Here is a 26,515-nt window from a genome sequence, read left to right on the forward strand (position 1 = left end):
GATATCTCTCGGGCACTGTCGTTTCAGGTGAGGAAAGCTTAGGTTAGCCTTACCTTTGTTCGCTACCGGCAGTCGTCATCCGGAGGACCCACCCATGCCCGCGCGCCCAAAAGCCCTGGCCACCGTGGTGTGCACGGCCGTCCTGACCGTCCTCGCCGCCCTGCTCCCGGCGGCCCTCGCCCACGCCGAGAGCCGTACAGTCCAGGGCGGCCGGCTCGACTGGGGCATCAAGTCCTCGTTCCAGAGCTATGTCACCGGCCCCATCGCGAACGGGAGTTACTCCCTCACGGGCGGCGCGGCGACCGTGGGCAGCAGCCAGTTCCGCTTCCCCTCGGCGACGGGTTCGTACGACGGTGCGACGGGCGCGTTCCGCTCGTCCTTCGCGGGCGGGGTGCACTTCGTCGGCCACAAGAAGACCGACGGCAACTACGAACTCGACCTCACCCTGAGCCGCCCCACGGTCCGCGTCTCGGGCTCGACCGGCACGCTCTACCTGGACGTCACCAGCAAGGCGAAGGGCACCGGGACGGTCACGACGTCCTCCCAAGTGCCCTTCGCCTCCCTCTCGTTGGGCGGCATCGACATGAAGGGCGGCGGCACGGCGGTCGTCCTCGACAACCTCCCCGCCACACTCACCGCACAGGGCGCGAAGTCCTTCGCCGGGTACTACACGGCCGGTACGGTCCTCGACCCGGTGAGCCTCTCGGCGGACGTGAAGGCGGCGGCCACCAGGGCCGCCACCTCCACGCCCTCCCCGACACCCACCAAGTCCGCCGCGAAGAAGGGGACTTCGAGCGGCGCGATCGCGGACGGCGCCGTCGACTGGGGCGTGCGCCGCACCTTCCGGGAGTACGTCACCGGGGACATCGCCAAGGGCAAGTGGACGTTGTCGGCCGGAGCCGAGGACGGCGGCGCGCTCTTCCGCTTCCCGAGCGGTGAAGGGACGTACAAGAACGGGCAGTTGACGGCCTCGTTCGAGGGCGCGGTGCGCTTCACCGGCGCCGAGGGCCTGGATCTGAAGCTGAGCGAGGTCCGGGCGACGGTCGAGGACGGCAAGGGCACGCTCTACGCCGACGTCACCGGCACCGCTGCGGCCAGCGCCGACTTCACCGGCAAGAAGGTCCCGCTGGTCACCTTCACCGCCAAGAACCTCAAGGCGACCAAGGGCCTGGCGAAGGTCACCGAGGCGCCCGCGCAACTCACCGCGCAGGGCGTGGAGGCCTTCGGCGGCATGTACCCGGCGGGCACCGACATGGACCCGGTGTCCCTGGCTGTCGCCCTCACCGACGACGCGAAACTGCCCGCGCTGCCCAACCTCGGCGCCACGCCCACGGCGAGCGAGACCCCGGAGGAACAGTCGGCCCACCCCTCGGTGTCCGCGGAGCCGGTCGCCGACAACTCCGGTGGCGGCGACGGCACTTCGGCAGCCCTGCCGATCAGCCTGGCGGCCGGCGCCCTCCTGGTGGTGGCCGCGGTGTCCGTGTTCCTGGTCCGCAGGCGCCGTACCGATCCGGCCACCGGGACCGCCGCCGGGCCGGAAGCCGACTGACTCCCTCACCCGGTCCGCGTGTCGGCGGACCATCCACTCACCTCAAGGAGAACCACGGCCATGCCCGTCAGACGCCCTCGACTTTCCTTCGCCCTCGCCGCGGCCGTCGCGACCGCCGCCGCGTTCGGCGCCACGGCGCTCGCCACGACCACCGCGTCGGCGGCCGAAGTCCCGCTCAGCGGCTACGAGTTGACCTGGGGCATCAAGCAGTCGTACCGCACCTACGTGAGCACCTACGCGCAGGGCTCCTTCACCGCCACCGACGGTGCCTCGCAGGCCGCGAACAACGGTGCCTTCACCTTCACGGACGGCACGGGCACCTACGACACCACCAGCCACGCCGTGCACCTCACCTTCAAGGGCACCGTCACCGCCAAGTCGACGCTGCACGGCTTTGTGCGGGAGATGTCCGACTTCCAGTACGACAGCGCGGCGGGCACCCTCACCGCCGACCTCGTCGCGGACGGCGGCACCAAGCAGCAGGACGTGACGCTCGCGACGGTCGCCGCACCGACCAGCCAGGACCTGAAGGACCTGGCCACCACCCTCACCGCGGCGGCGGGCACGTTCCTCGGCAGCGACTCGTACGCGAACGCGGCCGGCGACCCGCTGTCGGCGGTCAAGCCGGTGTCGACGACGTCCCCGACCCCGAGCACGCCCGTATCGCCGACGCCGTCGCAGCCGGCGTCCTCGCCCGCCACGACCACCCCGTCGGCCACGACCACCCCGTCCGTCACGCCCCCCGACAGCGCGAGCCCCTCGGACACCGCCTCCCAACCGGCCGCCACCAAGGGCGAGATAGCGGACGGCAAGCTCGACTGGGGCGTCAAGGAGTCCTTCCGCTCCTACGTCGTCGGCAGCGTCGCCAACGGCAAGATCACGACGTCGGCCGGCGCGGCCCAGGCGGCGGGCAACGGCGTCTTCACCTTCACCGGCGCGACCGGCGGCTACGACACGGACGCGGACACCCTCTCCGCCGCCTTCGAGGGCGCGGTGAACTTCAAGGGCCATGAGGACAACGGCACTTACGGCCTCGACCTCACCTTCACCGACCTGAAGGCGACCCTCGACAAGGGCTCCGGCAAACTGACGGCGGACGTGACGAGCCTGGGCGAGAAGTCCGAGGACGTGGTCCTGGCCGACCTCAAGGCGGACTCCACCGACCTCACCGCGAAGAACGACGTCATCACCCTCGACGACGTCACCGCCACCCTGACCGCGGCCGGCGCGAAGGCCTTCGGCGGCTTCTACCAGACCGGCGCCGAACTCGACCCGCTGGACCTGTCGGTGACCCTGACGACGGACGCCACCCTCCCCTCGGACGGCTCGTCGTCGACGTCCGGCACGGGCTCTTCCGGAAGTTCCGGAGGCACCGCCAACTCCGGTACGACAGGCTCGACTTCGGGCGGCGGCGTCACCGGCTCCACGACGGGCAACGTGAACGGCTCGCTGGCCTCGACCGGTTCCGACATCCCGGTGGCGGCCCTGGGCACGGCGGCCGCGGTGACCGTGGCGGCGGGCGCGGGCGTGGTCTTCGCGATGCGTAGGCGGCGTACCGAGGCGTAAGACTGTGCCCCATGGTGACCAGGGGGCACAGAGAACTACTGCCTGAGGGCGGACTGGTGCTGGCCGTGACAGGCCGGCCCGGTCCGCCCCCGCTGCGTTTCGAGACGGCGGCCGGCGGCCGGTTGCTGCTCCGACAGGGCGGGCGGCCCCTGCTGTTGGGCCGGGAGGAAGAGGGCGGCTGTTCGCACGAGGGTCTTTTCGTGCACCGGCTCGACGGCTTCCGCTCACCGTTGCCGAGGATCCGGTCGGACCTGATGAGGAACCCCGGTAACTGGGTTCACCAGTACGCGAGTTGGCTGGAGGAGGCGAAGGAGGGCCCGCTGCACGACGCACGCTGGCACCTCCGCGAGCGGCGCAAGTTCCCGGCGTACGTGTGGTGGGGCGACTTCATGCGGGACTGGCCCGCCTGCCACCTCGACTGGTGCGCGGGCGGCTGGGAGGGCGTCGTACCGCTACGACCGCTGTCGCCGACGGACGCGCCACGCGTGAAGGCGTACCGCAAGCACGTACGGGAGGACACGCTCGCCCCCGTCCTCCTGTGGCGGGTCACGCCGTTCGACGGCTGGGCGCTCCTCGACGGTCACGACCGTGCCGTGGCGGCGCTGGCGGAGGGCCTGACCCCGCCGTGCCTGGTCCTGTACCGCGTACCGGACGACGAGGACTGGCGCCGCACCGCCGCCGAACCGACCGAGGCACACGAACAGCGCGTACGACAGTTCGCGGAGCACCCGGAGACCCCTGAACGCCAACAGGCCCTCCTGGAAACGGCGTACGAGAACACCATGTCCTCGCTGCCGTACGACGAGGCCCCCACCCTCACCTGGCCCCTCCCCGGCGGAGCCCCGGCCTGGGATGACCTCGCCGCCCGCGCGGTGTTTGAATGCCCCCGTGACTGACTACGACGTACTGCGTGTCTTCTGCGGACCCAGCGGCGGATACGGCAACGAACTCGGCGTCGTCCGCGAGGGTTCCGTCATGCCGGACCCGGACGAGCGGCAGGTGTTCGCGGGGAAACTCGGCTTCAGCGAGACGGTGTTCGTCGACGACCCCGAGCGCGGAGTCATCGACATCTACACCCCGACCACCCGCCTGCCCTTCGCCGGCCACCCCTGCGTCGGCACGGCCTGGCTCCTGGACATACCCGAACTGGTCACCCCCGCAGGCATCGTGGGCACCCGCCTCGACGGCGAGTTCAGCTGGATCGAGGCACTCCCGGAGTGGGCCCCGCCCCGCACCCTCCGCCAGTACGCCACCGCCCGCGAGGTCGACGCCCTCCCCGTCCCCCCGCCCGGTGAGTGGATCTACGCCTGGGCCTGGGAGGACGAGGCAGCGGGCCGCATCCGCGCCCGAGCGTTCCCCGGCCGCGACGACGGCATCCAGGAGGACGAGGCGACGGGTGCGGCGGCGTTGCTGTTGACCGACCAGTTGGGCCGCGCCCTCAACATCACGCAGGGCGCGGGTTCCCAGATACTTACGGCTCCGCAGCCGGGGGGTTGGGTGGAGGTCGGGGGGCGGGTGTTCCTGGAGCGCTGACGGTTCAGTAGCGCTGCCTTTTTACGCGGGCGGGCGTCCCCCGGCAACGCTCCCGCAGACAACCAACCGCTCACGCGGACAGCGGGAACTCCTCACCCAGCGCCCGAAAGACCCCCGTGTTCAACGCGAACGCCCGCCTGCACTCGGCCACGACCCGCTGCTTCTCCAGATCATCGACCTGAACCCCGTCCAGCAACTCCCGATACCCCCGCTTGAACGCCGCCGGGTTCCCGATCCCCTCGAACACATAGAACCGCACCCCGTCCCCCTTCCGGGAGAACCCCCACGTCCGCTCCGCCTTGTCCCGGATGATCTGCCCGCCGGAGAGGTCCCCGAGGTAACGCGTGTAGTGATGGGCGATGTACCCGGCCGGCCACAACTCCGCGCACTCCCGCACCCGTTCGGCATAGGCCCGCGTCGCGGGAAGCGCGGTCAGCCCCGCCCGCCAGTCCGCACCCCGCAGATGCTCAAGGTCCCGCTCCAGCGCCGGCAGTCGGAACAACTCGGCCTGGATGAACGCCCCGGCCACCGGATCCGCCGCGAGGCGCTCCGCCCCGGTCTCCAACGCCTCGTAGACGAACCACAATTGCTCGGTGTACCGGGCGTACGCGTCCACGCCCAGCCGGCCGCCGAGCAGATCGCTCATGAAGGTGGAGGTCTCGGCCTCCACGTGCTGTTCGTGGGACGCGGTGCGGATGACTGTCGAGAAGGAGTCCATGAGCCCTATCCTCTAAGGCAAGGCTTACCTAAGTCAACAGGTTTGCCGACACCCTGTCGGTAAAAGGGTACAGAAAAACGGCCCGCCCCACGAGAGAGCGGACCGCTGTGACCAGGTGCGGGGCCCGACAGGACTTCTGCGGGAGCCCTACGGCAGCGTCAGGACCTCCGCCCCCGTCTCCGTCACCACCAACGTGTGCTCGAACTGCGCCGTCCGCTTCCGGTCCTTCGTGACGACCGTCCACCCGTCGTCCCACAGGTCGTACTCGTACGTCCCCAGCGTCAGCATCGGCTCGATGGTGAACGTCATCCCGGGCTGGATGACCGTCGTCGCGTGCGGGCTGTCGTAGTGCGGGACGATCAGGCCGGAGTGGAAGGACGAGTTGATGCCGTGGCCGGTGAAGTCCCGGACCACGCCGTAGCCGAAGCGCTTGGCGTACGACTCGATGACCCGGCCGATGATGTTGATCTGGCGGCCCGGCCTGACCGCCTTGATCGCGCGGTCCAGGGACTCGCGGGTGCGCTCGACCAGCAGCCGGGACTCCTCGTCGACGTCACCGACCAGGTAGGTCGCGTTGTTGTCGCCGTGCACGCCGCCGATGTACGCCGTCACGTCGAGGTTGATGATGTCGCCGTCGCGCAGCACTGTGGAGTCCGGAATGCCGTGGCAGATCACCTCGTTGAGCGAGGTGCACAGGGACTTGGGGAAGCCGCGGTAGCCGAGCGTCGACGGGTAGGCGCCGTGGTCGCACATGTACTCGTGCGCCACGCGGTCGAGTTCGTCCGTGGTCACCCCCGGCGAGATGATCTTCGCGGCCTCCGCCATCGCCCGCGCGGCGATCCGCCCGGCGACGCGCATCGCCTCGATCGTCTCGGGGGTCTGCACCTCCGGCCCGGTGTACGGGGTCGGCGCGGGCTTGCCGACGTACTCGGGGCGACGGATGTTTCCGGGCACGGGACGGGTGGGGGAGAGCTCCCCTGGTACGAGCAGCGACTGGCCAGACATGCCAGCGAGTCTAACCAGCGGACATGGGGGAACATGGCCGTAGGGAAAGGAGCCGTTGATGGCCCTGTTCAAGAAGCGCACGGTCGGGAAGCCCGGCGAGTGGTACTACTGCCTCGAACACAAGAAGGTCGAGGAGGGGCCGGAGTGCCCCGCCAAGGACCGGTTCGGGCCGTACACCACCCGCGCCGAGGCTGAACACGCGATGGAGACGGCCCGCGAGCGCAACCTGGAGTGGGAGAACGACCCCAAGTGGCACGACGCGACCAAGGGCACGGACGACGACTGACCGGCTCGCGCCACGACGGGCTCCGGCGGTGACCTGATCGGCTCGCGCCGCGACGGGCATCGGCGGCGGTGACCTGATCAGGCCGCGCTACGACGGGCTCCGGCGCCGACCGCTCAGGCGTCGGCCGGGGCTGCGGGGGGCGTAGGGGTCGTACGGGTCGTACGGGTCGTAGGAGTCGCCGCCGCCCGCTGCGCCTTCAGCCGTAGCGCGTGCTCGTCCGTCCGCGCGTCGTACGACATCAGCTTCGGCAGTCCCACGGCCAGCAGCCCCACCGCTCCCACGCACATCAGCCCGCCCGCCCACACCGAGGTCCGCACCCCGGACAGGGCGGCCATGCCACCGGACCTGACCTGGCCCAGCTGCGGGCCCACCGAGTAGGACAGCAGCTCGATCCCGGCGAGCCGGCCGCGCAGCTCGTCCGGGATCGTCTGGTTCCAGATGACCCCGCGGAAGATGCCGCTGACCATGTCGCAGCCGCCGGCGACGGTGAGGAACAGCAGCACCAGCCACACGTTGCCGACCGCGCCCGCGCAGGCGATCGCCGCGCCCCACAGCGCCGCCGCCAGCACCACCATCCGCCCGTGCCGCTGGATCCGCGAGGTCCAGCCACTGGTCACACTCACCAGCAGGGCACCGGCCGGAACGGTCGAGTACATCAGCCCCAGCGCCCACGGGGCGTGCAGATCATCGGCGAGGAACGGCAGCACGGCGAGCGGCATCGCGAAGAACATCGCCGCGAGGTCGATGGCGTAGGTCCCGAGCAGTTCCTTACGGCTCCACGCGTACCGGGCGCCCTCCGCGATCGCCTTCAACGACGGCTTCCGCGCCTCGTGGGCGCCGGGGGAGGCGGCGATACGGAAGATCAGGACGACGGATACCGCGAACGTCAGCGTGTCCGCCGCGAACGCGTAGGGCAGCCCCGCGAACGCCACCACCACACCCGCCAGCGCCGGGCCCGTGACCCCGCCGACCGTCCAGCGCAGGGAGTTGAGCGCGGACGCGGCCGTCATGTGCTCGTGGGCCACGATCCGCGGCCACAGCGAGTCCAGCGCGGGCCGCTGGATCGAACCGAGGACGGAGGTCAGGGCCGCGAAGACATACAGCGGCCATACGGCGGGGTGCGGCAACAGCGAGTTGAACAGCAGCGCCCCGCAGAGCACGCCCTGCCCGACCTCGGTCCAGACGATCAACTTCCGCTTGTCCCACGCGTCCGCGAGCGCACCGCCGTAGAGCCCGAACACGATCAACGGCACCAACTCCACGGCACCGACCGCACCCACCGCCGCGGCGGAGTCGGTTAGTTCCTTGATCTGCACCGGAAGCGCGACGAACGTCAGGAAGGTACCGAAGTTCGAGACCAGCCCCGCGATCCAAAGCCTGCGGAAGTCGACGGAGGCGTGCCAGGGGGCGAGGTCGGGGAGGAGGGCGCGGAGGCCCGTGGGGGGTTCGGCGGGGGGATCGGCGCTGTCGGTCACGAGGGGTAATGGTTGGGGTGGGGGGTGGGGGTGGCAAGCGGATTTCCGCGGGGCGGGTTGTGGGGGTGACCGGAATTCGTCGGGGGTCGGTGAGTAGGTGCGCAGGTGGTGGTCGGTGGGTGACTGGCGGTCGGTGTGGGGGAGTCGGTGGTGGCGACCTGCCTCGGTCCTTTGGGGGCGCCGGCCTGGCACCGATTTCCTCGTCCGCTTTCGACCGACCAGTACGGGTGGTCGGCGGGCGGCGTGGGGGAGTTGGCGGTCGCGATGTGCCGGGGTCACTTGTAGGTGGGGGTCTGGCGCCGCTTTTCTCGCCCACTCTTCAGGCGACCTAGACGGGTGGGCGGGTGGGAAACCGACGGCGGTGGTGATGCGCCGGGTTCACTTGTAGGTGGGGGTCTGGCGCCGCTTTTCTCGCCCACTCTTCAGGCGACCTAGACGGGTGGGCGGGTGGGTAACCGACGGCGGTGGTGATGTGCCGGGGTCACTTGGAGGCGGCGGTCTGGTGCTGCTTTTCGCGTCCACTTCTCAACCGCCTAGACGGGCGGGTGGGTGGGCGACCGGCGGCGGTGGTGACGCGTAACGGTCACTTGTAGGCTGCGGTCTGGTGTCGCTCCTTTCGTCCACCTCTCAGCCGACCTAGACAGGTGGGTGGGTGGGTGGGAAACCTGTTACCAAGGCGCAGGCGGCGGTGCCGTCAGATGGTCCGTCAGGCGGGACAAACGGTCACGGAAGCGGCGCCGCCCCCGTGTCGCCGGGAGGACGTTCTCGCCGGCCGCCGCGCTCACCAGGTGCTGGACGGTGTCGAGGTCCAGGTCCGTGCCCTCGGGTACGGGGAGTGACTCGTGGGCCAGGGAGGCGAGTTCGCGGTCACCGGAGCCCAGCGAGAGGACGGTCGCCCCGGCCCGGCGGGCGTCGTGCACCCGTTCCAGGAGCGGGTCACCGGGGACCTCGGGGGACACCACCAGCAGCGTTTCCCCACGCCGGGCCGCCTCGATCCGGCCGAGCCCGACCGCCAGGTGCGCCGGATCCGAGGGACGCGCGTCATGTCGTACGAGAGTCGGTGCCAGCTCGGGCGTACCCGACCACGCGGCCTCGTCGACCAGGTGCGCCGCGAGATGCCACGGCTCGTACGCCGGCGTGCCCACCAGCAACAGCCCACCCCCGTGCGACACCACCGACCCGCGCAACACCCCCGCGAACCGTCGGGTCGCCCCCAACCACTCGGTCCCGGCGAGCACTTCACGCAACAGCGCGACCCGTACGGCGTCCATGTCCGCGCATCCTGCCTCAACCGGCCACTCGTGACGCGGAGTTCACCACGAATTCGCCCAACTTGGGGATGGTGCGGGCTCATCGGTCCCACAAGGAGTCACCTCATGACAGAAACCGCAGAGACCTCAGAGGCCGCAGAGACCGCGGATGTATCCGTCCCCTTCATCGCCGGCCAAGGCGGCTACGCGAGCTACCGCATCCCCGCCGTCGTGGTCACCGCCACCGGCACCCTCCTCGCGTTCTGCGAAGGCCGCGTCGACTCAGCGAGCGACCACGGCCACATCGAGATCGTCCTGCGGCGTTCCACGGACGGCGGCCGCACCTGGGGCCCGCTCACCCCCGCCGCCACCAACGGCCCCCACCTCGCGGGCAACCCCGCCCCCGTCGTCCTCGACACCGGCCGCGTCCTGCTCGTCTACGTCCGCGCGACCGCCACCGCCACCGAGGACGCCATCCTGCGCGGCCAGGTGAAGCCGGCCGACGGGCGCAGGATCTGGGTGCGGTACAGCGACGACGACGGTGTCACCTGGTCGAGTTCGACGGAGATCACCGACCGGGTGAAGAAGCCCGAGTGGCGCTGGTACGCCACCACGCCCGGGCACGCGATCCAGTTGAGCACCGGCCGTGTGGTCGTCGCCGCCAACCACACGATCCCGCCCACCGGCACGGACGTAGGCAATGAGGCGAAGTACAACAGCGGCCATTGCCTGCTCAGCGACGACAGGGGCGAGACGTGGTCCCTCGGTTACGTCGACGAGAACCCGGACGGCTACGTCAACTGCAACGAGACCACCGCTGCCGAACTCCCGGACGGGCGCGTCTACTTCAACACCCGCAACGACTCCCCGTCCCCCGGAAACCGCGCCGACGCGTACTCGACGGACGGCGGCACGACGCTCACGAAACCCTTCCGCCCGCAGGCCGGCCTCACCGCCCCGGTCTGTGAGGCCGGCGTCCTCCAACTCCGCGACCCGGACGTGCTGTTGTACTCCGGCCCCGCCGACCCGGCCGCCCGCGCCCTGATGACCCTGCGCGCCTCCACCGACGCCGGCACCACCTGGCGCCCCGTGCACACGGTCGACGGACTGCCCGCCGCCTACTCCGACCTCGTACGCGTCGACGACGACACGGTCGGACTCCTCTACGAGACCGGCGACTTCGGGCCGTACGAGACGATCACCTTCCGCCGGGTCCCCGTGACGGACCTCACCTGACCCGATACGGGTCCGGAGCCGGACGTAAAGTCGGCCCATGACCTCTACCGACAGTGCTGCACAGACCCCCGGGACGACCCCCGCGACGGACTCCGGGACCGCCCCCGCGAAGGCCCCCGCCAAGGACCCGTGGGACCTTCCCGACGTCTCCGGACTGGTCGTCGGCGTGCTCGGCGGGACCGGGCCGCAGGGCAAGGGCCTCGCCTACCGGCTCGCCAAGGCCGGCCAGAAGGTGATCATCGGCTCCCGCGCCGCCGACCGCGCGCAGGCCGCCGCCGACGAACTCGGCCACGGGGTCGAGGGCGCCGACAACGCCGAGACCGCGCGCCGCAGCGACGTCGTGATCGTCGCCGTGCCCTGGGACGGCCACGGCAAGACCCTGGAGTCGCTGCGCGAGGAACTGGCCGGCAAGCTCGTCGTCGACTGCGTCAACCCGCTCGGCTTCGACAAGAAGGGCGCCTACGCGCTGAAGCCGGAGGAGGGCAGCGCCGCCGAACAGGCCGCCGCCCTGCTGCCCGACTCGCGGGTCGCCGCCGCCTTCCACCACCTGTCGGCGGTGCTGCTCATGGACACGGAGATCGCCGAGATCGACACCGATGTGATGGTGCTGGGCGAGGAGCGCGCCGACGTCGAGATCGTGCAGGCGCTGGCCGGCCGTATCCCCGGCATGCGCGGCGTCTTCGCCGGCCGGCTGCGCAACGCCCACCAGGTGGAGTCCCTGGTCGCGAACCTGATCTCCGTCAACCGCCGCTACAAGGCACACGCGGGCCTGCGCGTCACGGACGTCTGAGCGGGTGGGGGACACTGGTGGCAACCGACCACCGGTGTCCCCTTTGTTCTGCCGACAGGAGCCGATCCCATGCCCCGCCTCGCCCTCTACGCCCTCGTCGTCTGCCTGCTCGCCGTGGCCGCGGCGGTCGTCTCCTTCGTACAGGGCAGCCTGCTCGGGATCGTGTGGGTGCTGATCGCGGGCCTCTCGTCCAACATGTGCTGGTACTACCTGAAGCGCGGTCGCTCGGTCACCCGTTGATCGAGCAGAACTCGTTGGTGCCCTGCCAGAAGCGGTACAGGTTCTGCCCGCAGTAGGTCTCGAAGTCGCTGATGCCGAGGCCGCGCAGGATCGCGTCGATCACATCGAAGAAGTACGTGTTGATCGACGGCACCCACAGCAGCGCGAACACGAACAGCAGGCCGAACGGCGCGAACGGCTCCACCTGCCGCTTGATGTTGTACGACAGCCAGGGCTCGATCACGCCGTAGCCGTCCAGGCCCGGCACCGGCAGGAAGTTCAGCAGCGCGGCCGTGACCTGGAGCAGCGCGAGGAACGCCAGCGCGAACCGGAAGTCCCGCGGCACCCCGTCGAGCGAGTGCAGCCAGAACGGCGCGGTGCAGACGGCCGCGAACAGCACGTTCGTCAGCGGACCGGCCGCCGAGATCAGGCTGTGCTTCCAGCGGCCCTGGATCCGGTTGCGCTCGATGAACACCGCGCCACCGGGCAGACCGATGCCGCCCATGATGACGAAGATCACCGGGAGCACGATGCTGAGCAGCGCGTGCGTGTACTTCAGCGGGTTGAGGGTGAGATAGCCCTTCGAGCCGACCGAGATGTCACCGCTGTGCAGGGCGGTGCGGGCGTGCGCGTACTCGTGCAGACACAGCGAGACGATCCAGGCCGCCGTCACGAACAGGAACACGGCGATGCCCGGCTTCTCGGCGAACCCGGTCCAGGTGGCCCAGCCGGTCACCGCCGTGACAGCCAGGATCCCGAGGAAGACGGGACTGATCCGCCGGTCGCTGGGGCGGGTGGTGGTGGCGGTCATGGGGGCGGGCTCCCTGCTGGGTCGGTGGACGCGAAGCCCGACGGTACCGGGCACGGGGGGAAAACGTCTCGCGAGCGGCCGTCGGTTCCGGGGAAGGTGGGGACATGGGACTCTGGCACGCGTTCTACGACCCCGTCACCCCTCGGGCGCTTCTTGGGGAGGCGTCGTAGCGCGCCCGGCGCCGCGCCGCCGCAACCCCGTGACCGCTTTCCACGCCACCGGAGACAATGGACCCCGTGCGCTATCGCATTCTCGGCACCACCCAGGCACTACGACCCGACGGTACGCCCGTCCCGGTCGGCGGGGCGCGGCTGCGCGCCCTGCTCACCGTGCTCGCCCTGCGGCCCGGTCGGACCGTGCCCGCGAGCCTCCTGGTGGACGAGGTGTGGGGCGTGGACACGCCGGCGGACGCCACGGGTGCGCTCCAGGCGCTGGTGGGCAGGCTGCGCCGGGCGCTCGGCGCCGACGCGATCACCTCGGCGGAGAGCGGCTACCGGCTCGCCGCCGCCCCCGACGACATCGACCTGCACCGTTTCGAGCGGCTGGCGGGGGAGGGGCTGCGGGCGCTGGCCGACGGCAACCCCGCGAAGGCGGCCGAGGTCCTGGACGACGCGCTCGCCCTGTGGAGCGGCCCGGCCCTGGCCGACCTCCCCGACCGCACGGCGGAGGCGGCCCGCTGGGAGACCCGCCACCTGGACGCCCGCCGCGCCCGCCTCACCGCGGCCGTCTCCCTCGGCGACGCGGACACCGCCCTCCCCGAACTGACCGCCCTCTGCGACACCCACCCCCTCGACGAACCCCTCCAGTCGCTACGCCTGCGTGCCCTCCGCGCGACGGGCCGCACGGCGGAGGCACTGGCCGCGTACGAGGACGTACGACAGCTCCTCGCGGACCGGCTGGGCTCCGACCCGGGTACCGAACTGCGGGCGCTGCACGGGGAGTTGCTCAGCCTCGCCCCCGCGCCCGCGCCCAGTACGTCCACCCCCACCCCCGTGGTCGTCTCTTCCCCCCGAGCCACCCCACCCCCCGGCAACCTCCGGGCCCGCCTCACCTCCTTCGTCGGCCGGGAGGCCGACATCGACGTCATCCGGGGTGATCTCGCCTCGGCCCGGCTCGTGACGCTGCTCGGACCCGGCGGGGCCGGGAAGACGCGGCTGTCGCAGGAGGCCGCCGAAGGGGTGCGGGACGCGGCGCGGGACGGGGTGTGGCTGGCCGAACTCGCCCCCGTGGACGACCCCGACGCCGTACCGACGGCCGTCCTCACCGCCGTCGGCGCGCGCGAGACCGTGATGTACGGCGCCGGCGCCGAGGCGATCCGGGCCGCCGGCGGCGAGCGGCACGACAAACCCGTCGACCGGCTCGCCGAACACTGCGGCAGCCGCCGGATGCTGATCGTCCTCGACAACTGCGAGCACGTCGTGGACGCCGCCGCCCGCCTCGTGGAGACCCTGCTGGAGCGCTGCCCCGCCCTCACCGTGCTCGCCACCAGCCGTGAACCCCTGGGCGTACCGGGCGAGTTGCTGCGCCCGGTGGAGCCACTGCCCGACCCCGTCGCGCTACGGCTGCTCGCCGACCGGGGTGCCGCCGCCCGGCCCGGGTTCAGCGTCGAGGACGACCCCGAGGCCTGCGCCGAGATCTGCCGGCGCCTCGACGGACTGCCCCTCGCCATCGAGCTGGCGGCAGCCAGGCTACGGATGTTGACGCCGCGTCAGATCGCCGACCGGCTCGACGACCGCTTCCGGCTGCTCACTTCGGGCAGTCGTACGCTGCGGCCCCGCCAGCAGACCCTGCGGGCGGTCGTCGACTGGTCCTGGGACCTGCTGGACGCGGACGAACGGGACGTGCTGAGCACCCTGTCCGTCTTCGCCGGCGGCTGCGACCTCGCCGCCGCCGAGGCCGTGTGCGGGCCGGTCGCGTTCGAGACGCTCGGCTCCCTCGTCGACAAGTCCCTTGTGGTGGCGGCCCCTTCGGGCGACGGGGAGATGCGCTACCGGCTCCTGGAGACCGTCGCCGAGTACGCGGGCGAACGGCTCGACGAGGCCGGCCGCCGCCCCCGCGCCGAGCGCGCCCACCTGACGTACTACCGCGAACTCGCCCGCACCACCGACCCGTTGCTGCGCGGCCCCGGCCAACTCGCCGCCGTAGGACGACTGGAGCTCGAATACGAGAACCTCCGCACCGCCCTGCGGCATGCCGTCGCCGAGCGCGACGAGCAGGAGGCGATCTGCCTCGTCCTGTCGCTGACCTGGTACTGGCACATGCGCGACGTCCGCATGGAGGCCCGCAACTGGTGCGTCGAGGTCATGGCCCTGGGGCCGGACCCCTTCGCCACCCCCGTCCAGCGCGCCGCCGCGGTCTGGCAGCGCTGCACCGACGTTCCGCCCCCGCTCACCGGAGAACTCCTCGCCGAGGCCCGGCGCGGACTCCATCTCGCGCATCTGGCCTGTATGGACACGGAGTTGGACGCCTGGGAGGCGCCGGCCGCGAAGGAGAAGCTGCGCCTCATCGCCGAGGTCTACGAACCGGGCCTGCCGCAGACCTGCCGTACGCCCGGCATGTTCTGGTTCTTCGCCGTGCTGCTCAGCGGCGGCGTGGAGCGGCTGCCCGTGATCCTCGACGCCGACATCCACACCTGCCGCACCAACCCCGGCATGGAGTGGGAGCTGGCCACCACCCTCCAGATGCGCGCCAACATGCTCGCCAACCGCACCGACTGGGCGGGCGACGCGGCCCGGGACGCCGACGAGTCGCTGGAGATTTTCCGCCGCCTCGGCGACGCCTGGGGCTCCGCCGAGGCGCTCTCCGCCCGCGCCGAGGCACGGGAACGCACCGGCGACTACCGACTGGCTGCCCTCGACTACGAGGCCGCGATCGAACAGGCCGAACGGCTCGGCGCCCACGGCCAGACGGCCGTACTCGGCGCCCGGCTGGGGAGCGCGCTCATCGAGGCCGGCGAGTTCGAGCGGGGCGAGCGCCTGCTGCGCGAGGTGATCGAGCAGCAGCACGGGCAGGGCAGCGAGGCGATGCCCGCCGCCCGGATGTTCCTCGCGAGCCGGCTCACCATGTCCGGCCGCGTCGAGGAGGCACGCGAGGAGATGCGGTTGCTGCGCGAGGAGTTCCCGATCTCCCACTTCGTCGTCTTCGACGCGTTCATCCTCGGCTCGGAGGCGTGGGTGGAGGCGGTCGACGGGAACTACGAGGAGTCCCTGGACAAGGTCCGCAAAGCGCTGGAGCGGGCCGGTGACCCCTTGTCCGAGGCCATCGCCCCGAACATGGTCTCCCTGTACCTGGGGGTCGCCGCGGTCGTCCTCGTCGAAGTCGACGGCGGCAGCCGGGCCAAGGTCGGTGTCCGCTGCCTCGTCGCGGCGCGGGCGCTGCTGCCGCAGGGGCATGTCGCGACCTCCGTCGAGCGCGAGGTGTACCGCCAGGCCGAGCTGCGAGCGCGCGCCGTGCTCGGCGACGCGGCCTATGAGTCGTACGAGACCGAGTACGCCGAAGGCGACAGCCTCTCCGCGAGGGAGGCTGCCGCCCTGGTGTGAGGCCGGCACGGACCCGGTGGGACGGGACGCACGGCCGGGTCAGGTCTTGGTGCGGAACTTGTAGATCGAGATCGGGGCCATCACCGCGGTGAGCCCCACCGACCAGGCCAGCGTCAGCAGCACGCCGTGGGCGACCGGGCCGCCGACCATCAGCCCGCGGGCCGCGTCGGCCAGGGCGGACAGCGGGTTGTAGTCGGTGAAGTTCTGGAGCCAGCCCGGCATCGACCCGGTCGGCGCGAAGATCGACGAGCCGAACTGCAACGGCATCAGCACCAGGAAGCCCATGGCCTGCACGGACTGCGCGCTCTTCATGGTCACGCCGAGGGTGAGGAACACCCACATCAGGGCCGAGCCGAACACGGCGGACAGTCCGATCGCGGCGAGCATGCCGAGCCAGTGGTGGATGTGGAAGCCGACGAGGACACCGACGACCATCAGCACGGCGGACGCGACCAGCATCCGCATCATCTCGACGGAGATCTTGGCGATCAGCACCGAGGCGCGCCCGATGGGCAGCGACCGGAACCGGTCCATGACCCCGGTGTGGAAGTCGGTGTTGAAGCCGGTGCCCACCCCCTGGGCCATGTTCATGCCCATCATGGCGAGCAGGCCGGGCACGACGTACTGCACGTACGCCTCCTGCCCGCCGCCGAGCGACTGCCCGATCGAGCCGCCGAAGACGTACACGAACAGCAGCGTGAAGATGACCGGGAACAGGATGGCGTCGAACATCGACTCCGGGTCCTGCCGGATCCACAGCAGGTTGCGGCGGATCAGCGCGCCGGTGTGGCGCAGATGGTTGCGCAGCGGGATACGGGGGTCCGCCGCCGATACGCCGGCGGGGCTCACGGTGACGGCGCTCATACGGCGACCTCCTCGCGGTCGTGGGTGGGCACGGAGTCCTGCGGGGCGCTGGCGCGGTGTCCGGTGAGGGACAGGAACACCTCGTCCAGGCTGGGGAGTTCGGTGGTGATGGAGGCGATGGTGATGCCGCGGGCGCTCACCGCGCCGACGACGGCGGTCAGTTGCTCGTCGCTGAGGATCGGCACCAGGACGGTTCCGCTCTCCACGTCGACGGTGACGGTGGCGAGTCCGGTGATGCCCAGCTCGTCCAACGCCCTTGCCAGCGGCCGCAGTTGCAACGGATCGGCAGGCCGAATGCGCAACGCCCGCCCCCCGACCCTCGCCTTCAGCTCATTGATGGCGCCACCCGCCACGACCTTGCCGTGGTCGACGACGGTCAGCTCGGAGGCGAGCGCCTCGGCCTCCTCCATGTACTGGGTGGTGAGCAGCACGGTCACGCCGCCGCCGACCATGGACTTCACCTCGGTCCACACCTCCATGCGGGTGCGGGGGTCGAGCCCGGTGGTCGGCTCGTCCAGGAACAGCACCTGCGGATGCCCGATCATCGAGGCCGCGAGGTCGAGCCGCCGCCGCATACCGCCGGAGTACGTACTCGCCGGCCGCTTGGCCGCGTCCGTCAGCGAGAACCGCTCCAGCAGTTCGTCGGCGCGGGCCCGGGAGTCCTTGCGGGACAGGTCGAGCAGCCGCCCGATCATGTACAGGTTCTCCCAGCCCGGGAGCTTCTCGTCCACGGAGGCGTACTGGCCGGTGAGGCCTATCACCCGGCGCAGCTGGCGGGGCTGGCGCAGGACGTCGTAGCCGGCGACGGTGGCCTCGCCGGAGGTCGGGGCGAGCAGCGTGGACAGGATCCGTACGAGGGTGGTCTTACCGGCACCGTTCGGCCCGAGCACACCCATCACGGTGCCCTCCCGGACGTCCAGGTCGACGCCGTCCAGCGCCTTGGTCTCGCCGTAATGCTTGACCAGCCCCCGCACGGACACGGCCGTGCCGCCGGAATTCATGTCGATTCGCGTCATGCGGATGACAGTGCCAGGGCCTGCCGACAGAACGCCTACATCCCACCGACAGCCACCGACAGCCGCCTACAAAACTCCGACCGGCAAAATCCAGCCCGTCCGGCGTTTGAGGACGAGGCCCCTTCAGGGCCGATGGGGGTCTGGGGGCGGAGCCCCCAGGGTCGGGCGGCAGGCGACAAAGGGGCAGCCCCGCCGACGGGGGAAGATCGGCGGGGCTGCGTGGTGCCGCAATGGCTCAGATGGGCCAGACCGGTCAGTGGACGGAGTGCTCCTCACCAGGGAACGTCCCGCCCACGACATCCTCCGCGAACGCCCTCGCCGCGTCCCCCATGACCCCTCGGAGATCCGCGTACTGCTTCACGAACTTCGGCATCTTCCCGCCGGTCAGTCCCAGCATGTCGGTCCACACCAAGACCTGGGCGTCGGTCTCCGCACCGGCCCCGATCCCGACCGTGGGAATGTGCAGCACCCGAGTCACCTCGGCCGCCAACTCCGCCGGAACCAGCTCCAGTACAACGGCGAACGCCCCCGCGTCCTGCACGGACTTCGCGTCCCGCAGCAACTGCTGAGCCGCCTCCTCGCCCCGCCCCTGCACCCGGTACCCCATCGAGTTCACGGACTGCGGGGTCAGACCGATGTGCGCCATGACCGGAATCCCGGACTCGACCAGCAACCGGATCTGCTCGTGCGACCGCTCGCCGCCCTCCAGCTTCACGGCGCCCACCCCGGCCTCCTTCACCAGCCGGGTCGCCGAGCGCAGCGCCTGCACCGGACCCTCCTGGTAGGAGCCGAAGGGCAGGTCGGCCACGATCAGGGCGCGGCTCGTGCCCCGTACGACGGCCGCGGACAGCATGGCCATCTCGTCGAGGGTGACCGGCACGGTCGACTCGTACCCGAGGTGGCAGTTGCCCGCCGAGTCACCGACGAGCATGACCGGGATCCCGGCCTCGTCGAAGACGGACGCGGTCATCGCGTCGTAGGCGGTGAGCATGGGCCACTTCTCGCCGCGTTCCTTGGCGAGGGCGATGTCCCGGACGGTGATGCGGCGTGTGCCCTTGCCTCCGTACAGCGCCTTGCTGCCGTCGGAGGAGCTGTTCTTCCCAGCCTGGGCAGCCGAAAGCTGCGTCATTGCAACGGCTCCTTCAGTCATCTTGAGGCACCCTTACGGCGTCCCCAGATCCCCTCCATGGTGGCACCTCGTGCCACAGAGGGCCAGAGGGACCCCAGTCGCCCGCGTCACGTACGAAGGCATGCTTAAGGAGGCCCATGCGTAAGAAGGCATACGTAAGGCCTGAGTAAAATATTTACGATACGGCACCGTCCCGTATCGTAATTGGCCCGGCGCTCCCTAGTCTGGACCGCATGACCACTCCACCCGTCCCCGGCACCCGGATACCCGAAGCGGTGCACCGCCGTCGCTGGGCCATCCTCGGCGTGCTGATGCTGAGCCTGCTCATCGTGGTGCTCGACAACTCGATCCTCAACGTCGCCATCAAGACCATCTCCACCCCGGCCCCGACCGGCCTGGGCGCCACCCAGAGCGAGCTGGAGTGGGCGATCAACGCCTACACCCTCGTCTTCGCCGGTCTGCTGTTCACCGCGGGCCTCCTGGGCGACCGGATCGGCCGCAAGAAGGTCCTGCTCGGCGGACTCGTCGTGTTCGGCATCGGCTCCGCGCTCGCCGCCGAGTCCGGCTCGCCGGACCAACTCATCGGCTACCGCGCCCTGATGGCCCTCGGCGCCGCGTTCGTGATGCCCGCCACCCTCGCCGTCCTCATGAACGTCTTCGAGCGCGACGAGCAGCCCAAGGCCATCGGCATCTGGGCCGGCGGCGTCGGCCTCGCCATCGCGATCGGCCCGATCACCGGCGGCGTGCTCCTCGACCACTTCTGGTGGGGCTCGGTCTTCCTGATCAACGTGCCCATCGTGCTGGTCGCCCTCGCCCTGATGATCTGGCTGGTCCCCGACTCCCGCGACCCGAAGCCCGGCCGCCTCGACCCGGTCGGCGTCGTCCTGTCCGTCGTGGGCCTCGTCCTGCTGGTCTACGGCATCATCGAGGGCGGCGAGCTGGCCGACTTCACGGCACCGAAGGTGCTGGCGACGATCATCGCCGGTGTCGTCGTGCTCGCCGGGTTCGTCTGGTTCGAGAAGCGCAGCGACCACCCGTCGATCGACGTCACGTACTTCAAGAACAAGGTGTTCTCGGCCGCGATCGCCGCCATCGCGCTGGTCTTCTTCGCGCTGATGGGCGTGACCTTCTTCTCGGTCTTCTACACCCAGAGCGTGCGCGGCTACTCGCCGCTCCAGACCGGCCTGCTGATGCTGCCGCTGGCCGCCGCACAGATGATCTTCGCGCCGCGGGCCCGGCTGGTCGTCAACCGGTTCGGCAACAGGATCACGACCGGCGTCGGCCTGCTGGTGCTCGCCGGGATGCTCGCCGCCTTCGCGACCCTCAAGGCGGACACGCCCATCTGGATCCTGGAGGTCATCTTCTTCTTCATGGGCGCCGGCATGGCCCACGTGATGACCCCGACCAGCGTCGTCATCATGCAGGCGCTGCCGCGCGAGAAGGCGGGTTCCGCGTCCGCGCTGAGCAACACCTTCCGCCAGGTCGGCGGCGCCCTCGGCATCGCCGTCCTCGGCTCGGTGCTGTCCACGGCGTACCGCAACGGCATCGAGGGCAAGCTCGGCTCGGTACCGGCCGCCCTGCGCGACACCGCCGGCGAGTCCATCGAGGCCACCCTCGGTGTCGCCGCGAAGCTCGGCCCGCAGGGCAGGGCCCTGGTCACCCCGGCCAACGACGCCTTCCTGCACGCCATGCACGTCACCGCCCTGTGCGGCACGGGCGTCGCGCTCATCGGCGCCGTAGTGGCGTTCCTCTTCCTGCCCGGCAGGCCTCCGGTCCCTCAGGAGGGCAAGGAGGAGTCGGAGTTGGTCGTCGTAGGGGAATAGCGACGACAATCACCTGAGACGGGAACGGGGGGAACAGCGGAAGGGACGGAGTGAAGTGAGCCTTGCCGACAACGGCACCGCCACCGGTACCGCCAATGGCAACGACGATGGCACCGACAGCGGGACTCGGCCGCCGTGCGCGCCCACCAGGGGGCGTCCGCGCAGCGAGGCCGTCGAACGGGCCATCACGGAGGGCGTGATGAAGCTCCTGGAGGAAGGCGTGCCGCTGGCCGAACTCTCCATCGAGCGCATCGCCCGTACCGCCGGAGTCGGCAAGGCCACCATCTACCGCCGCTGGCCGGGCAAGGAGGAGTTGTTCGTCGATGTCGTCCGCGAGGCGGAGCCGCAGGACCCCGAACTGCCCGGCACCTCCCTGCGCGACGACCTCGTCGCCATGATGGAACAGCTGCGCCAGCGCGGCCTGATGACCCGGTCCTCGGCGCTCCTGCACAACGTGTACGCGCAGATGAAGAGCACCCCGAAGGTGTGGACCGCCTACCACGCGACCGTCGTGGAACCCCGCCGCCGCAAGCAGGTCGACCTCCTGCGCCGGGCCCAGGAGAACGGCGAACTCCGCACCGACCTCGACCCCGAGCTGATGAACGACATGCTGGTCGGCCCGATGCTCCTGCGCACCGTCATGCGCTTCGACGCGGACCTCCCCGAGGGCCTGTCGGAACTCCTCGTCGACACGGTGCTGGTGGCCCTACGACCCGTCAGGCCTGCCAACTGAGTAACCGTCCGAATGTGCGCGTTCCGTCACAGAAGCCGCTCCCGCCGCGCGTGTTCGGAACTCCGGACACCGACTTGTTCGTCCTCGTGCCCGTACGGCCGTCATGGGACGGCGGATCGGAACCGATCATCCCCTAGGGTCGTAGGCGCGGGGACGATGGTGTGCACGGCAGGTAGTGAGGCGACGGTATGGCACAGCAGGCGTATGTGACGGAGACGGACGACGGCGGCTCGGGGGACGAGCCGCGCGGATCCCGGCTTCGGCGCCTGTGGAACAGACTGACGGGTGGCTGGCGCGACGATCCCAGGATCTGGCGCCGGGGCCTGGTCCTCGCCGCGCTCGCGATCCTCCTGTCCCTCGTCATGCTGCTGCACTCACGCATCCCGAACCGGATCGGCAACCTCGGCAGCCTCACGGAGACGTTCCTGCCGTGGTTCGGGCTCGCGATCCCGGTCCTCCTGGTCCTCGGCCTGGTCCGGAAGTCGGCGACCGCGCTCATCGCCGTCGTCCTCCCGACGGTCGTGTGGCTGAACCTCTTCGGCGGACTGCTGCTCAGCGACAAGACCGGCACCGGCGGCGACCTGACGGTGGCCACGCACAACGTCAACGCGGAGAACCCCGACCCGGCCGGTACGGCCCGTGACGTCGCCGCGTCCGGCGCGGACATCGTCGCCCTGGAGGAACTGACGGCCTCGGCGGTCCCGACGTACGAGAAGGCCCTCGCCTCGACGTACAAGTACCACGCGGTCGAGGGCACGGTCGGGCTGTGGAGCAAGTACCCGATGACCGGCGTCAAGGCCGTGGACATAAAGCTGGGCTGGACGCGCGCGATGCGCGCCACCGTCGCGACCCCCGAGGGACAGATCGCGGTCTACGTCGCCCACCTCCCCTCGGTGCGGGTGAAGATCCAGGCCGGCTTCACGGCCCGGCAGCGCGACACGAGCGCCGACGCGCTGGGTGAGGCCATCGCCGCCGAGCCGCTCAAGCGGAAGATCCTCCTCGGCGACCTGAACGGCACGATGAACGACCGCTCGCTGAACGCCGTCACCTCCCAGATGCGCTCCACGCAGGGCGCGGCGGGCAGCGGCTTCGGGTTCAGCTGGCCGGCGTCGTTCCCGATGGCGCGGATCGACCAGATCATGGTCCAGGGCGTGGAGCCGGTCACCTCGTGGACCCTGCCCAGGACGGGCAGCGACCACCTCCCGATCGCGGCCCGTGTGAACCTCGACACGAGCTCGTAGCGCGTGGAATAGCGGGCCCGGGAGCCTTTGTTCCGTAACTGAACTTAAGCTCAGCAGTACGGAACTCCGCTCTCCCCCGAAAGGCACAGGCTCTTCCATGCCCCTGGCCCTGCTCGCTCTGGCCGTCGGCGCTTTTGGTATCGGCACCACCGAATTCGTGATCATGGGCCTTCTGCCCGAGGTCGCGGACGACCTGAACGTCTCCATCCCCACGGCGGGCCACCTGGTCTCGGCGTACGCGCTGGGCGTCGTCATCGGCGCCCCGCTGCTCGCCGCGGTCACGGCCCGCCTGTCCCGCCGCACGGTCCTGATCGGCCTGATGGCACTGTTCGTGGCGGGCAACGTCCTCTCGGCCTTCGCCGCGAACTACGACTACCTCCTGGCGGCCCGCTTCCTGAGCGGCCTGCCGCACGGCGCCTTCTTCGGCGTAGGAGCGGTCGTCGCCACGACGATGGTCGCGCCCGAACGCAAGGCCCGCTCCGTCTCCCTGATGTTCCTGGGCCTCACGGTCGCCAACGTCGTGGGCGTACCGGCGGCCACGCTGATGGGCCAGCACCTGGGCTGGCGGGCCACGTTCCTCGGCGTGAGCGTGATCGGCGTCGCGGCGATAGCGTCCCTGGCGTTCCTGATCCCGCGCGACCACGCACACGCGCCCGCGGTGGGCCTGCGCCGCGAACTGGCGGCGCTTCGCTCCCTCCCGGTCTGGCTGGCCCTCGGCACCACAGTGGCCGGCTTCGGCGCCCTGTTCTCGGCCTACAGCTACATCACCCCGATGCTGACGGACGCGGCAGGCTTCGCGGAGGGCAGCGTGACGCTCCTCCTGGCCCTGTTCGGCGTAGGCGCGACGGCGGGCAACCTGGTGGGCGGCCGCCTGGCGGACCACTCCCTCCGCGGCACCCTCTTCGGCGGCCTGACATCCCTGGCCGTCGTCCTGGCCCTGTTCCCCCTCCTGATGACGACGGAGTGGACGGCAGCCCTGGCGGTGATCCTGCTGGGCATGGCGGCGTTCGTCACGGGCTCCCCGCTCCAGCTGATGGTCATGGAAAAGGCCTCGGCAGGCCCGTCGTTGGCCTCCTCCGCAAACCAGGCAGCCTTCAACTTGGCCAACGCGGGCGGCGCTTGGATCGGCGGCCTCGCCCTGGCGGCGGGCTTCGGCGCTACGTCGCCTGCGGTGGCCGGAGCGGTGTTGGCCGTGCTGGGGTTGGGAGTTGCGGCTACGGCGGCGACGGTGGACCGGCGGCGGGCGGTACCGGGACGCGAGCGCGTGGTCGCGACCCACGTCCCCGAACAGGCACCGGCGTTGCGCCCCTGACCCTGCCCACCCTCCCACCCGCCCCGGTCGGTGGGGAGGGGCACCGGCCGCTCGACGGGCGTCAGTTGAGGATGACGCCGTACGAAGGCACCTCGTGGGCGCGGCGACTGGCCTTCCGGTAGTCGATCGACAGCGGGTACCGCTTGATGTGCTTGAGCACGACCCCGCCCGTGTTCTTGCCGAGGATCCCGTTGACCGCCGACTGGGTCGTGTCCCAGTGGTAGTTGTTCACGAAGGACTGCGCACAGCCGACCGAATCGGGGTTGTTGGCGTGCCCGTAGCCGACGTCCGGGATTCCGGGGTCCGCATGGGCCGTCGTCGTCCCGAGCCCCATGGTGACGGCCGGGCCCCGGAACAGCTCTAGTCGAACCGCTCCAGATCCCGCAGCCAGGCAGTCGCCGACCCATCCGAAGGCGCCCGCCAATCCCCCCGAGGCGACAACGACCCCCCCGCCGAAACCTTCGGCCCATTGGGCATCGCCGACCGCTTGAACTGCGCGAACCCGAAGAACCGCCGGCAGAACACCTCCAGCCACGACCGGATCTCGGGAAGGTCGTACGCAACCCGTTTCGCCTCAGGGAACCCCGGAGGCCAAGCCCCCGCCCCCACCTCGTGCCACGCGTGCCACGCCAAGAACGCGATCTTCGACGGCCGGAACCCGTACCGCAGCACATGGAACAGCGTGAAGTCGTGCAGCGCGTACGGCCCGATCTTCGACTCCGTGGACTGCATCTCCTCGCCCGGTACCAGTTCCGGGCTGATCTCCGTGTCGAGGATCGCGGTGAGGATCTTGCCGGTCTCCTCGTCGAACTGGTCGCTGCTGACGACCCAGCGGATCAGGTGCTGGATGAGGGTCTTCGGCACGCCCGAGTTGACGTTGTAGTGGCTCATCTGGTCGCCGACGCCGTACGTGGACCAGCCGAGCGCCAGCTCCGAGAGGTCGCCCGTGCCGAGCACGATGCCGTTGTGCTGGTTGGCGAGGCGGAACAAGTAGTCCGTGCGCAGGCCCGCCTGGACGTTCTCGAAGGTGACGTCGTACACCGGCTCGCCGGAGGCGAAGGGGTGGTCCATCTCCTTCAGCATCAGCCGTGCCGTCGGCGTGATGTCCAGCTCGGCCGCCGTGACGCCGATCGCCCGCATCAACGCGTGCGCGTTGTCCTTCGTGTGGTCGCTGGTCGCGAAACCGGGCAGCGTCCACGCCAGGATGTCGCCGCGCGGACGCCCCGCGCGGTCCATCGCCCGCGCGGCGACGATCAGCGCGTGCGTCGAGTCGAGGCCGCCGGACACCCCGATGACCACCTTCGGGCCGCCGATCGCGGCGAGGCGTTGTTGCAACCCCTCGACCTGGATGTTGTACGCCTCGTAGCAGTCCTGTGCGAGGCGCTCCGCGTCGGCCGGCACGAACGGGAAGCGTTCCAGGCGCCGGCGGAGTCCCAAGTCGGTTAGCGGCGGGGCGAGTTCGAAGGAGACCGTGCGGAAGTCGGCCGTCCTCGCCCGGTGCGTACGGCGGTTGTCGTCGAACGTGCCCATCCGCTGCCGCTCCTGCCGCAGCAGGTCGAGGTCGATGTCGGCCACCGCGTACTCGTCGCCCAGCGGGAAGCGTTCCGTCTCGGCGAGCAGTGCGCCGTTCTCGTAGATCATCGCCTGGCCGTCCCAGGACAGGTCGGTGGTCGACTCGCCGAGGCCGGCCGCGGCGTAGACGTACGCGGCGAGGCAGCGCGCGGACGCCGAGCGGCAGAGGAGTTTGCGGTCCTCGGCGCGGCCTACCGTGATCGGGCTGCCGGAGAGGTTGACGAGGACCGTCGCGCCCGCCAGAGCGGCCTCGGCGCTCGGCGGCACCGGCACCCACATGTCCTCGCAGATCTCCGCGTGCAGCACGAGGGACGGTACGTCCTGCGCGGCGAACAGCAGATCCACCCCGAACGGCACGCTCTCGCCGCCCACTCGGATCGAACCGCCGCGCTCGTCCGCGCCGTCGGCGATCTGGCGGCGCTCGTAGAACTCGCGGTAGTTCGGGGGATACGACTTCGGTACGACACCCAGGACCCGGCCACGATGCACCAGCACCGCGCAGTTGTAGATCCGGTTGCGGTGGCGCAGCGGGGCCCCGACGACCAGCACCGGCAGCAGGTCCGCCGACCCCGTCACCACCTCCCGCAGCGCCTCCTCGACCTGGTCCAGGAGGACGTCCTGGAGGAGCAGGTCCTCGATGGAGTAGCCGCACAGGCCCATCTCCGCGAAGACGGCGACGGCGACGCCCTCCTCGTCGCACCGGCGAGCGTGGCGCAGGACGGCCTCGGCGTTGGCGTGCGGGTCCGCGATCACGGTGTGACCCGTGCAGGCGGCGACCCGGGCGAAGCCGTGCTGATAGATCGACCAGAAGTTCAGTGGAGGCACGGGCACCACTGTAATCGCCTGTA

At 70.6% G+C, this 26,515-nt stretch carries 23 protein-coding genes; 13 read left to right on the forward strand and 10 right to left on the reverse strand.

Going from position 1 to position 26,515, the window contains the following annotated elements:
- Positions 1-94 precede the first annotated feature (94 nt).
- Genes OG194_RS33780 through OG194_RS33795 form a run of 4 tightly spaced genes read left to right on the forward strand, consistent with a single transcriptional unit; the run spans position 95 to position 4,648 of the window.
- Positions 95-1,549, forward strand: a complete 1,455-nt coding sequence (locus tag OG194_RS33780) for an HtaA domain-containing protein (protein WP_327404550.1) — start codon at positions 95-97, stop codon at positions 1,547-1,549.
- A gap of 60 nt (positions 1,550-1,609) precedes the next feature.
- Entirely contained in the window at positions 1,610-3,115 is a 1,506-nt protein-coding gene (locus OG194_RS33785) for an HtaA domain-containing protein (protein WP_327404551.1), read from the forward strand.
- Positions 3,116-3,126: 11 nt separating this feature from the next.
- Entirely contained in the window at positions 3,127-4,011 is an 885-nt protein-coding gene (locus tag OG194_RS33790) for a hypothetical protein (RefSeq protein ID WP_327404552.1), read from the forward strand.
- Positions 4,004-4,648, forward strand: a complete 645-nt coding sequence (locus OG194_RS33795) for a PhzF family phenazine biosynthesis protein (protein ID WP_327404553.1) — start codon at positions 4,004-4,006, stop codon at positions 4,646-4,648. The genes OG194_RS33790 and OG194_RS33795 overlap by 8 nt, the downstream gene beginning before the upstream one ends.
- A 70-nt stretch (positions 4,649-4,718) precedes the next feature.
- On the opposite strand, the gene OG194_RS33800 is transcribed toward OG194_RS33795, so the two are convergent.
- Together OG194_RS33800 and map are read right to left on the reverse strand one after the other, a co-directional pair.
- Positions 4,719-5,366, reverse strand: coding sequence for a biliverdin-producing heme oxygenase (locus tag OG194_RS33800; protein ID WP_327404554.1), 648 nt, complete (start codon positions 5,364-5,366; stop codon positions 4,719-4,721).
- A 147-nt stretch (positions 5,367-5,513) separates the two neighbouring features.
- Positions 5,514-6,371 carry a type I methionyl aminopeptidase gene (gene map / locus OG194_RS33805; protein WP_327404555.1) on the reverse strand — a complete coding sequence of 286 codons (858 nt, stop codon included), beginning with the start codon at positions 6,369-6,371 and terminating at the stop codon, positions 5,514-5,516.
- Positions 6,372-6,429: 58 nt separating this feature from the next.
- Between map and OG194_RS33810 the strand changes: the two genes are divergently transcribed.
- The gene (locus OG194_RS33810) at positions 6,430-6,657 is read left to right on the forward strand and encodes a hypothetical protein (protein ID WP_327404556.1); all 228 of its coding nucleotides are present in this window, start codon (positions 6,430-6,432) and stop codon (positions 6,655-6,657) included.
- A 113-nt stretch (positions 6,658-6,770) separates the two neighbouring features.
- On the opposite strand, the gene OG194_RS33815 is transcribed toward OG194_RS33810, so the two are convergent.
- Together OG194_RS33815 and OG194_RS33820 are read right to left on the reverse strand one after the other, a co-directional pair.
- On the reverse strand, positions 6,771-8,132 hold the full coding sequence (locus OG194_RS33815; RefSeq protein ID WP_327404557.1) for an MFS transporter: 1,362 nt from the start codon (positions 8,130-8,132) through the stop codon (positions 6,771-6,773).
- 668 nt (positions 8,133-8,800) lie between these two features.
- A complete protein-coding gene (locus tag OG194_RS33820) occupies positions 8,801-9,403 on the reverse strand; it encodes a hypothetical protein (RefSeq protein WP_327404558.1) in 603 nt (200 codons plus the stop codon).
- 105 nt (positions 9,404-9,508) lie between these two features.
- Between OG194_RS33820 and OG194_RS33825 the strand changes: the two genes are divergently transcribed.
- From OG194_RS33825 to OG194_RS33835, 3 genes are all read left to right on the forward strand, one after another.
- On the forward strand, positions 9,509-10,618 hold the full coding sequence (locus OG194_RS33825; protein ID WP_327404559.1) for a sialidase family protein: 1,110 nt from the start codon (positions 9,509-9,511) through the stop codon (positions 10,616-10,618).
- Between the two features lie 37 nt (positions 10,619-10,655).
- On the forward strand, positions 10,656-11,408 hold the full coding sequence (gene npdG, locus OG194_RS33830; RefSeq protein ID WP_327404560.1) for an NADPH-dependent F420 reductase: 753 nt from the start codon (positions 10,656-10,658) through the stop codon (positions 11,406-11,408).
- A 69-nt stretch (positions 11,409-11,477) separates the two neighbouring features.
- The gene (locus OG194_RS33835) at positions 11,478-11,648 is read left to right on the forward strand and encodes a hypothetical protein (protein WP_327404561.1); all 171 of its coding nucleotides are present in this window, start codon (positions 11,478-11,480) and stop codon (positions 11,646-11,648) included.
- Here OG194_RS33835 and OG194_RS33840 read toward each other — a convergent pair.
- A complete protein-coding gene (locus tag OG194_RS33840; protein ID WP_327404562.1) occupies positions 11,638-12,438 on the reverse strand; it encodes a site-2 protease family protein in 801 nt (266 codons plus the stop codon). The two genes, OG194_RS33835 and OG194_RS33840, sit on opposite strands and share 11 nt — an antisense overlap.
- A 227-nt stretch (positions 12,439-12,665) precedes the next feature.
- Between OG194_RS33840 and OG194_RS33845 the strand changes: the two genes are divergently transcribed.
- Complete coding sequence (locus tag OG194_RS33845) at positions 12,666-15,977, forward strand: BTAD domain-containing putative transcriptional regulator (protein ID WP_327404563.1); 3,312 nt, start codon at positions 12,666-12,668, stop codon at positions 15,975-15,977.
- Between the two features lie 39 nt (positions 15,978-16,016).
- Here the strand turns inward: OG194_RS33845 and OG194_RS33850 are convergent, their stop codons facing one another.
- From OG194_RS33850 to panB, 3 genes are all read right to left on the reverse strand, one after another.
- The gene (locus OG194_RS33850; RefSeq protein WP_327404564.1) at positions 16,017-16,841 is read right to left on the reverse strand and encodes an ABC transporter permease; all 825 of its coding nucleotides are present in this window, start codon (positions 16,839-16,841) and stop codon (positions 16,017-16,019) included.
- On the reverse strand, positions 16,838-17,857 hold the full coding sequence (locus tag OG194_RS33855; protein WP_327404565.1) for an ATP-binding cassette domain-containing protein: 1,020 nt from the start codon (positions 17,855-17,857) through the stop codon (positions 16,838-16,840). Before OG194_RS33855 ends, OG194_RS33850 begins: the two co-directional genes overlap by 4 nt.
- Positions 17,858-18,110: 253 nt before the next feature.
- Complete coding sequence (gene panB, locus OG194_RS33860) at positions 18,111-18,986, reverse strand: 3-methyl-2-oxobutanoate hydroxymethyltransferase (RefSeq protein WP_327404566.1); 876 nt, start codon at positions 18,984-18,986, stop codon at positions 18,111-18,113.
- Between the two features lie 233 nt (positions 18,987-19,219).
- On the opposite strand from panB, the gene OG194_RS33865 reads away from it, so the two are divergent.
- The 4 genes from OG194_RS33865 to OG194_RS33880 all read left to right on the forward strand — a co-directional run bounded on the left by OG194_RS33865 (position 19,220) and on the right by OG194_RS33880 (position 24,095).
- Entirely contained in the window at positions 19,220-20,809 is a 1,590-nt protein-coding gene (locus tag OG194_RS33865) for an MFS transporter (RefSeq protein WP_327404567.1), read from the forward strand.
- A gap of 55 nt (positions 20,810-20,864) precedes the next feature.
- Entirely contained in the window at positions 20,865-21,542 is a 678-nt protein-coding gene (locus OG194_RS33870) for a TetR/AcrR family transcriptional regulator (RefSeq protein WP_327404568.1), read from the forward strand.
- A 188-nt stretch (positions 21,543-21,730) separates the two neighbouring features.
- Positions 21,731-22,783, forward strand: a complete 1,053-nt coding sequence (locus OG194_RS33875) for an endonuclease/exonuclease/phosphatase family protein (RefSeq protein WP_327404569.1) — start codon at positions 21,731-21,733, stop codon at positions 22,781-22,783.
- Between the two features lie 97 nt (positions 22,784-22,880).
- Entirely contained in the window at positions 22,881-24,095 is a 1,215-nt protein-coding gene (locus OG194_RS33880) for an MFS transporter (RefSeq protein WP_327404570.1), read from the forward strand.
- A gap of 61 nt (positions 24,096-24,156) precedes the next feature.
- On the opposite strand, the gene OG194_RS33885 is transcribed toward OG194_RS33880, so the two are convergent.
- Entirely contained in the window at positions 24,157-24,429 is a 273-nt protein-coding gene (locus OG194_RS33885) for a hypothetical protein (RefSeq protein WP_327404571.1), read from the reverse strand.
- A 26-nt stretch (positions 24,430-24,455) separates the two neighbouring features.
- Positions 24,456-26,492, reverse strand: coding sequence for an NAD(+) synthase (locus OG194_RS33890; RefSeq protein WP_327404572.1), 2,037 nt, complete (start codon positions 26,490-26,492; stop codon positions 24,456-24,458).
- Positions 26,493-26,515: the final 23 nt, after the last annotated feature.

Origin of the sequence: Streptomyces sp. NBC_01288, assembly GCF_035982055.1 — a bacterium.
Lineage (GTDB): Bacteria > Actinomycetota > Actinomycetes > Streptomycetales > Streptomycetaceae > Streptomyces.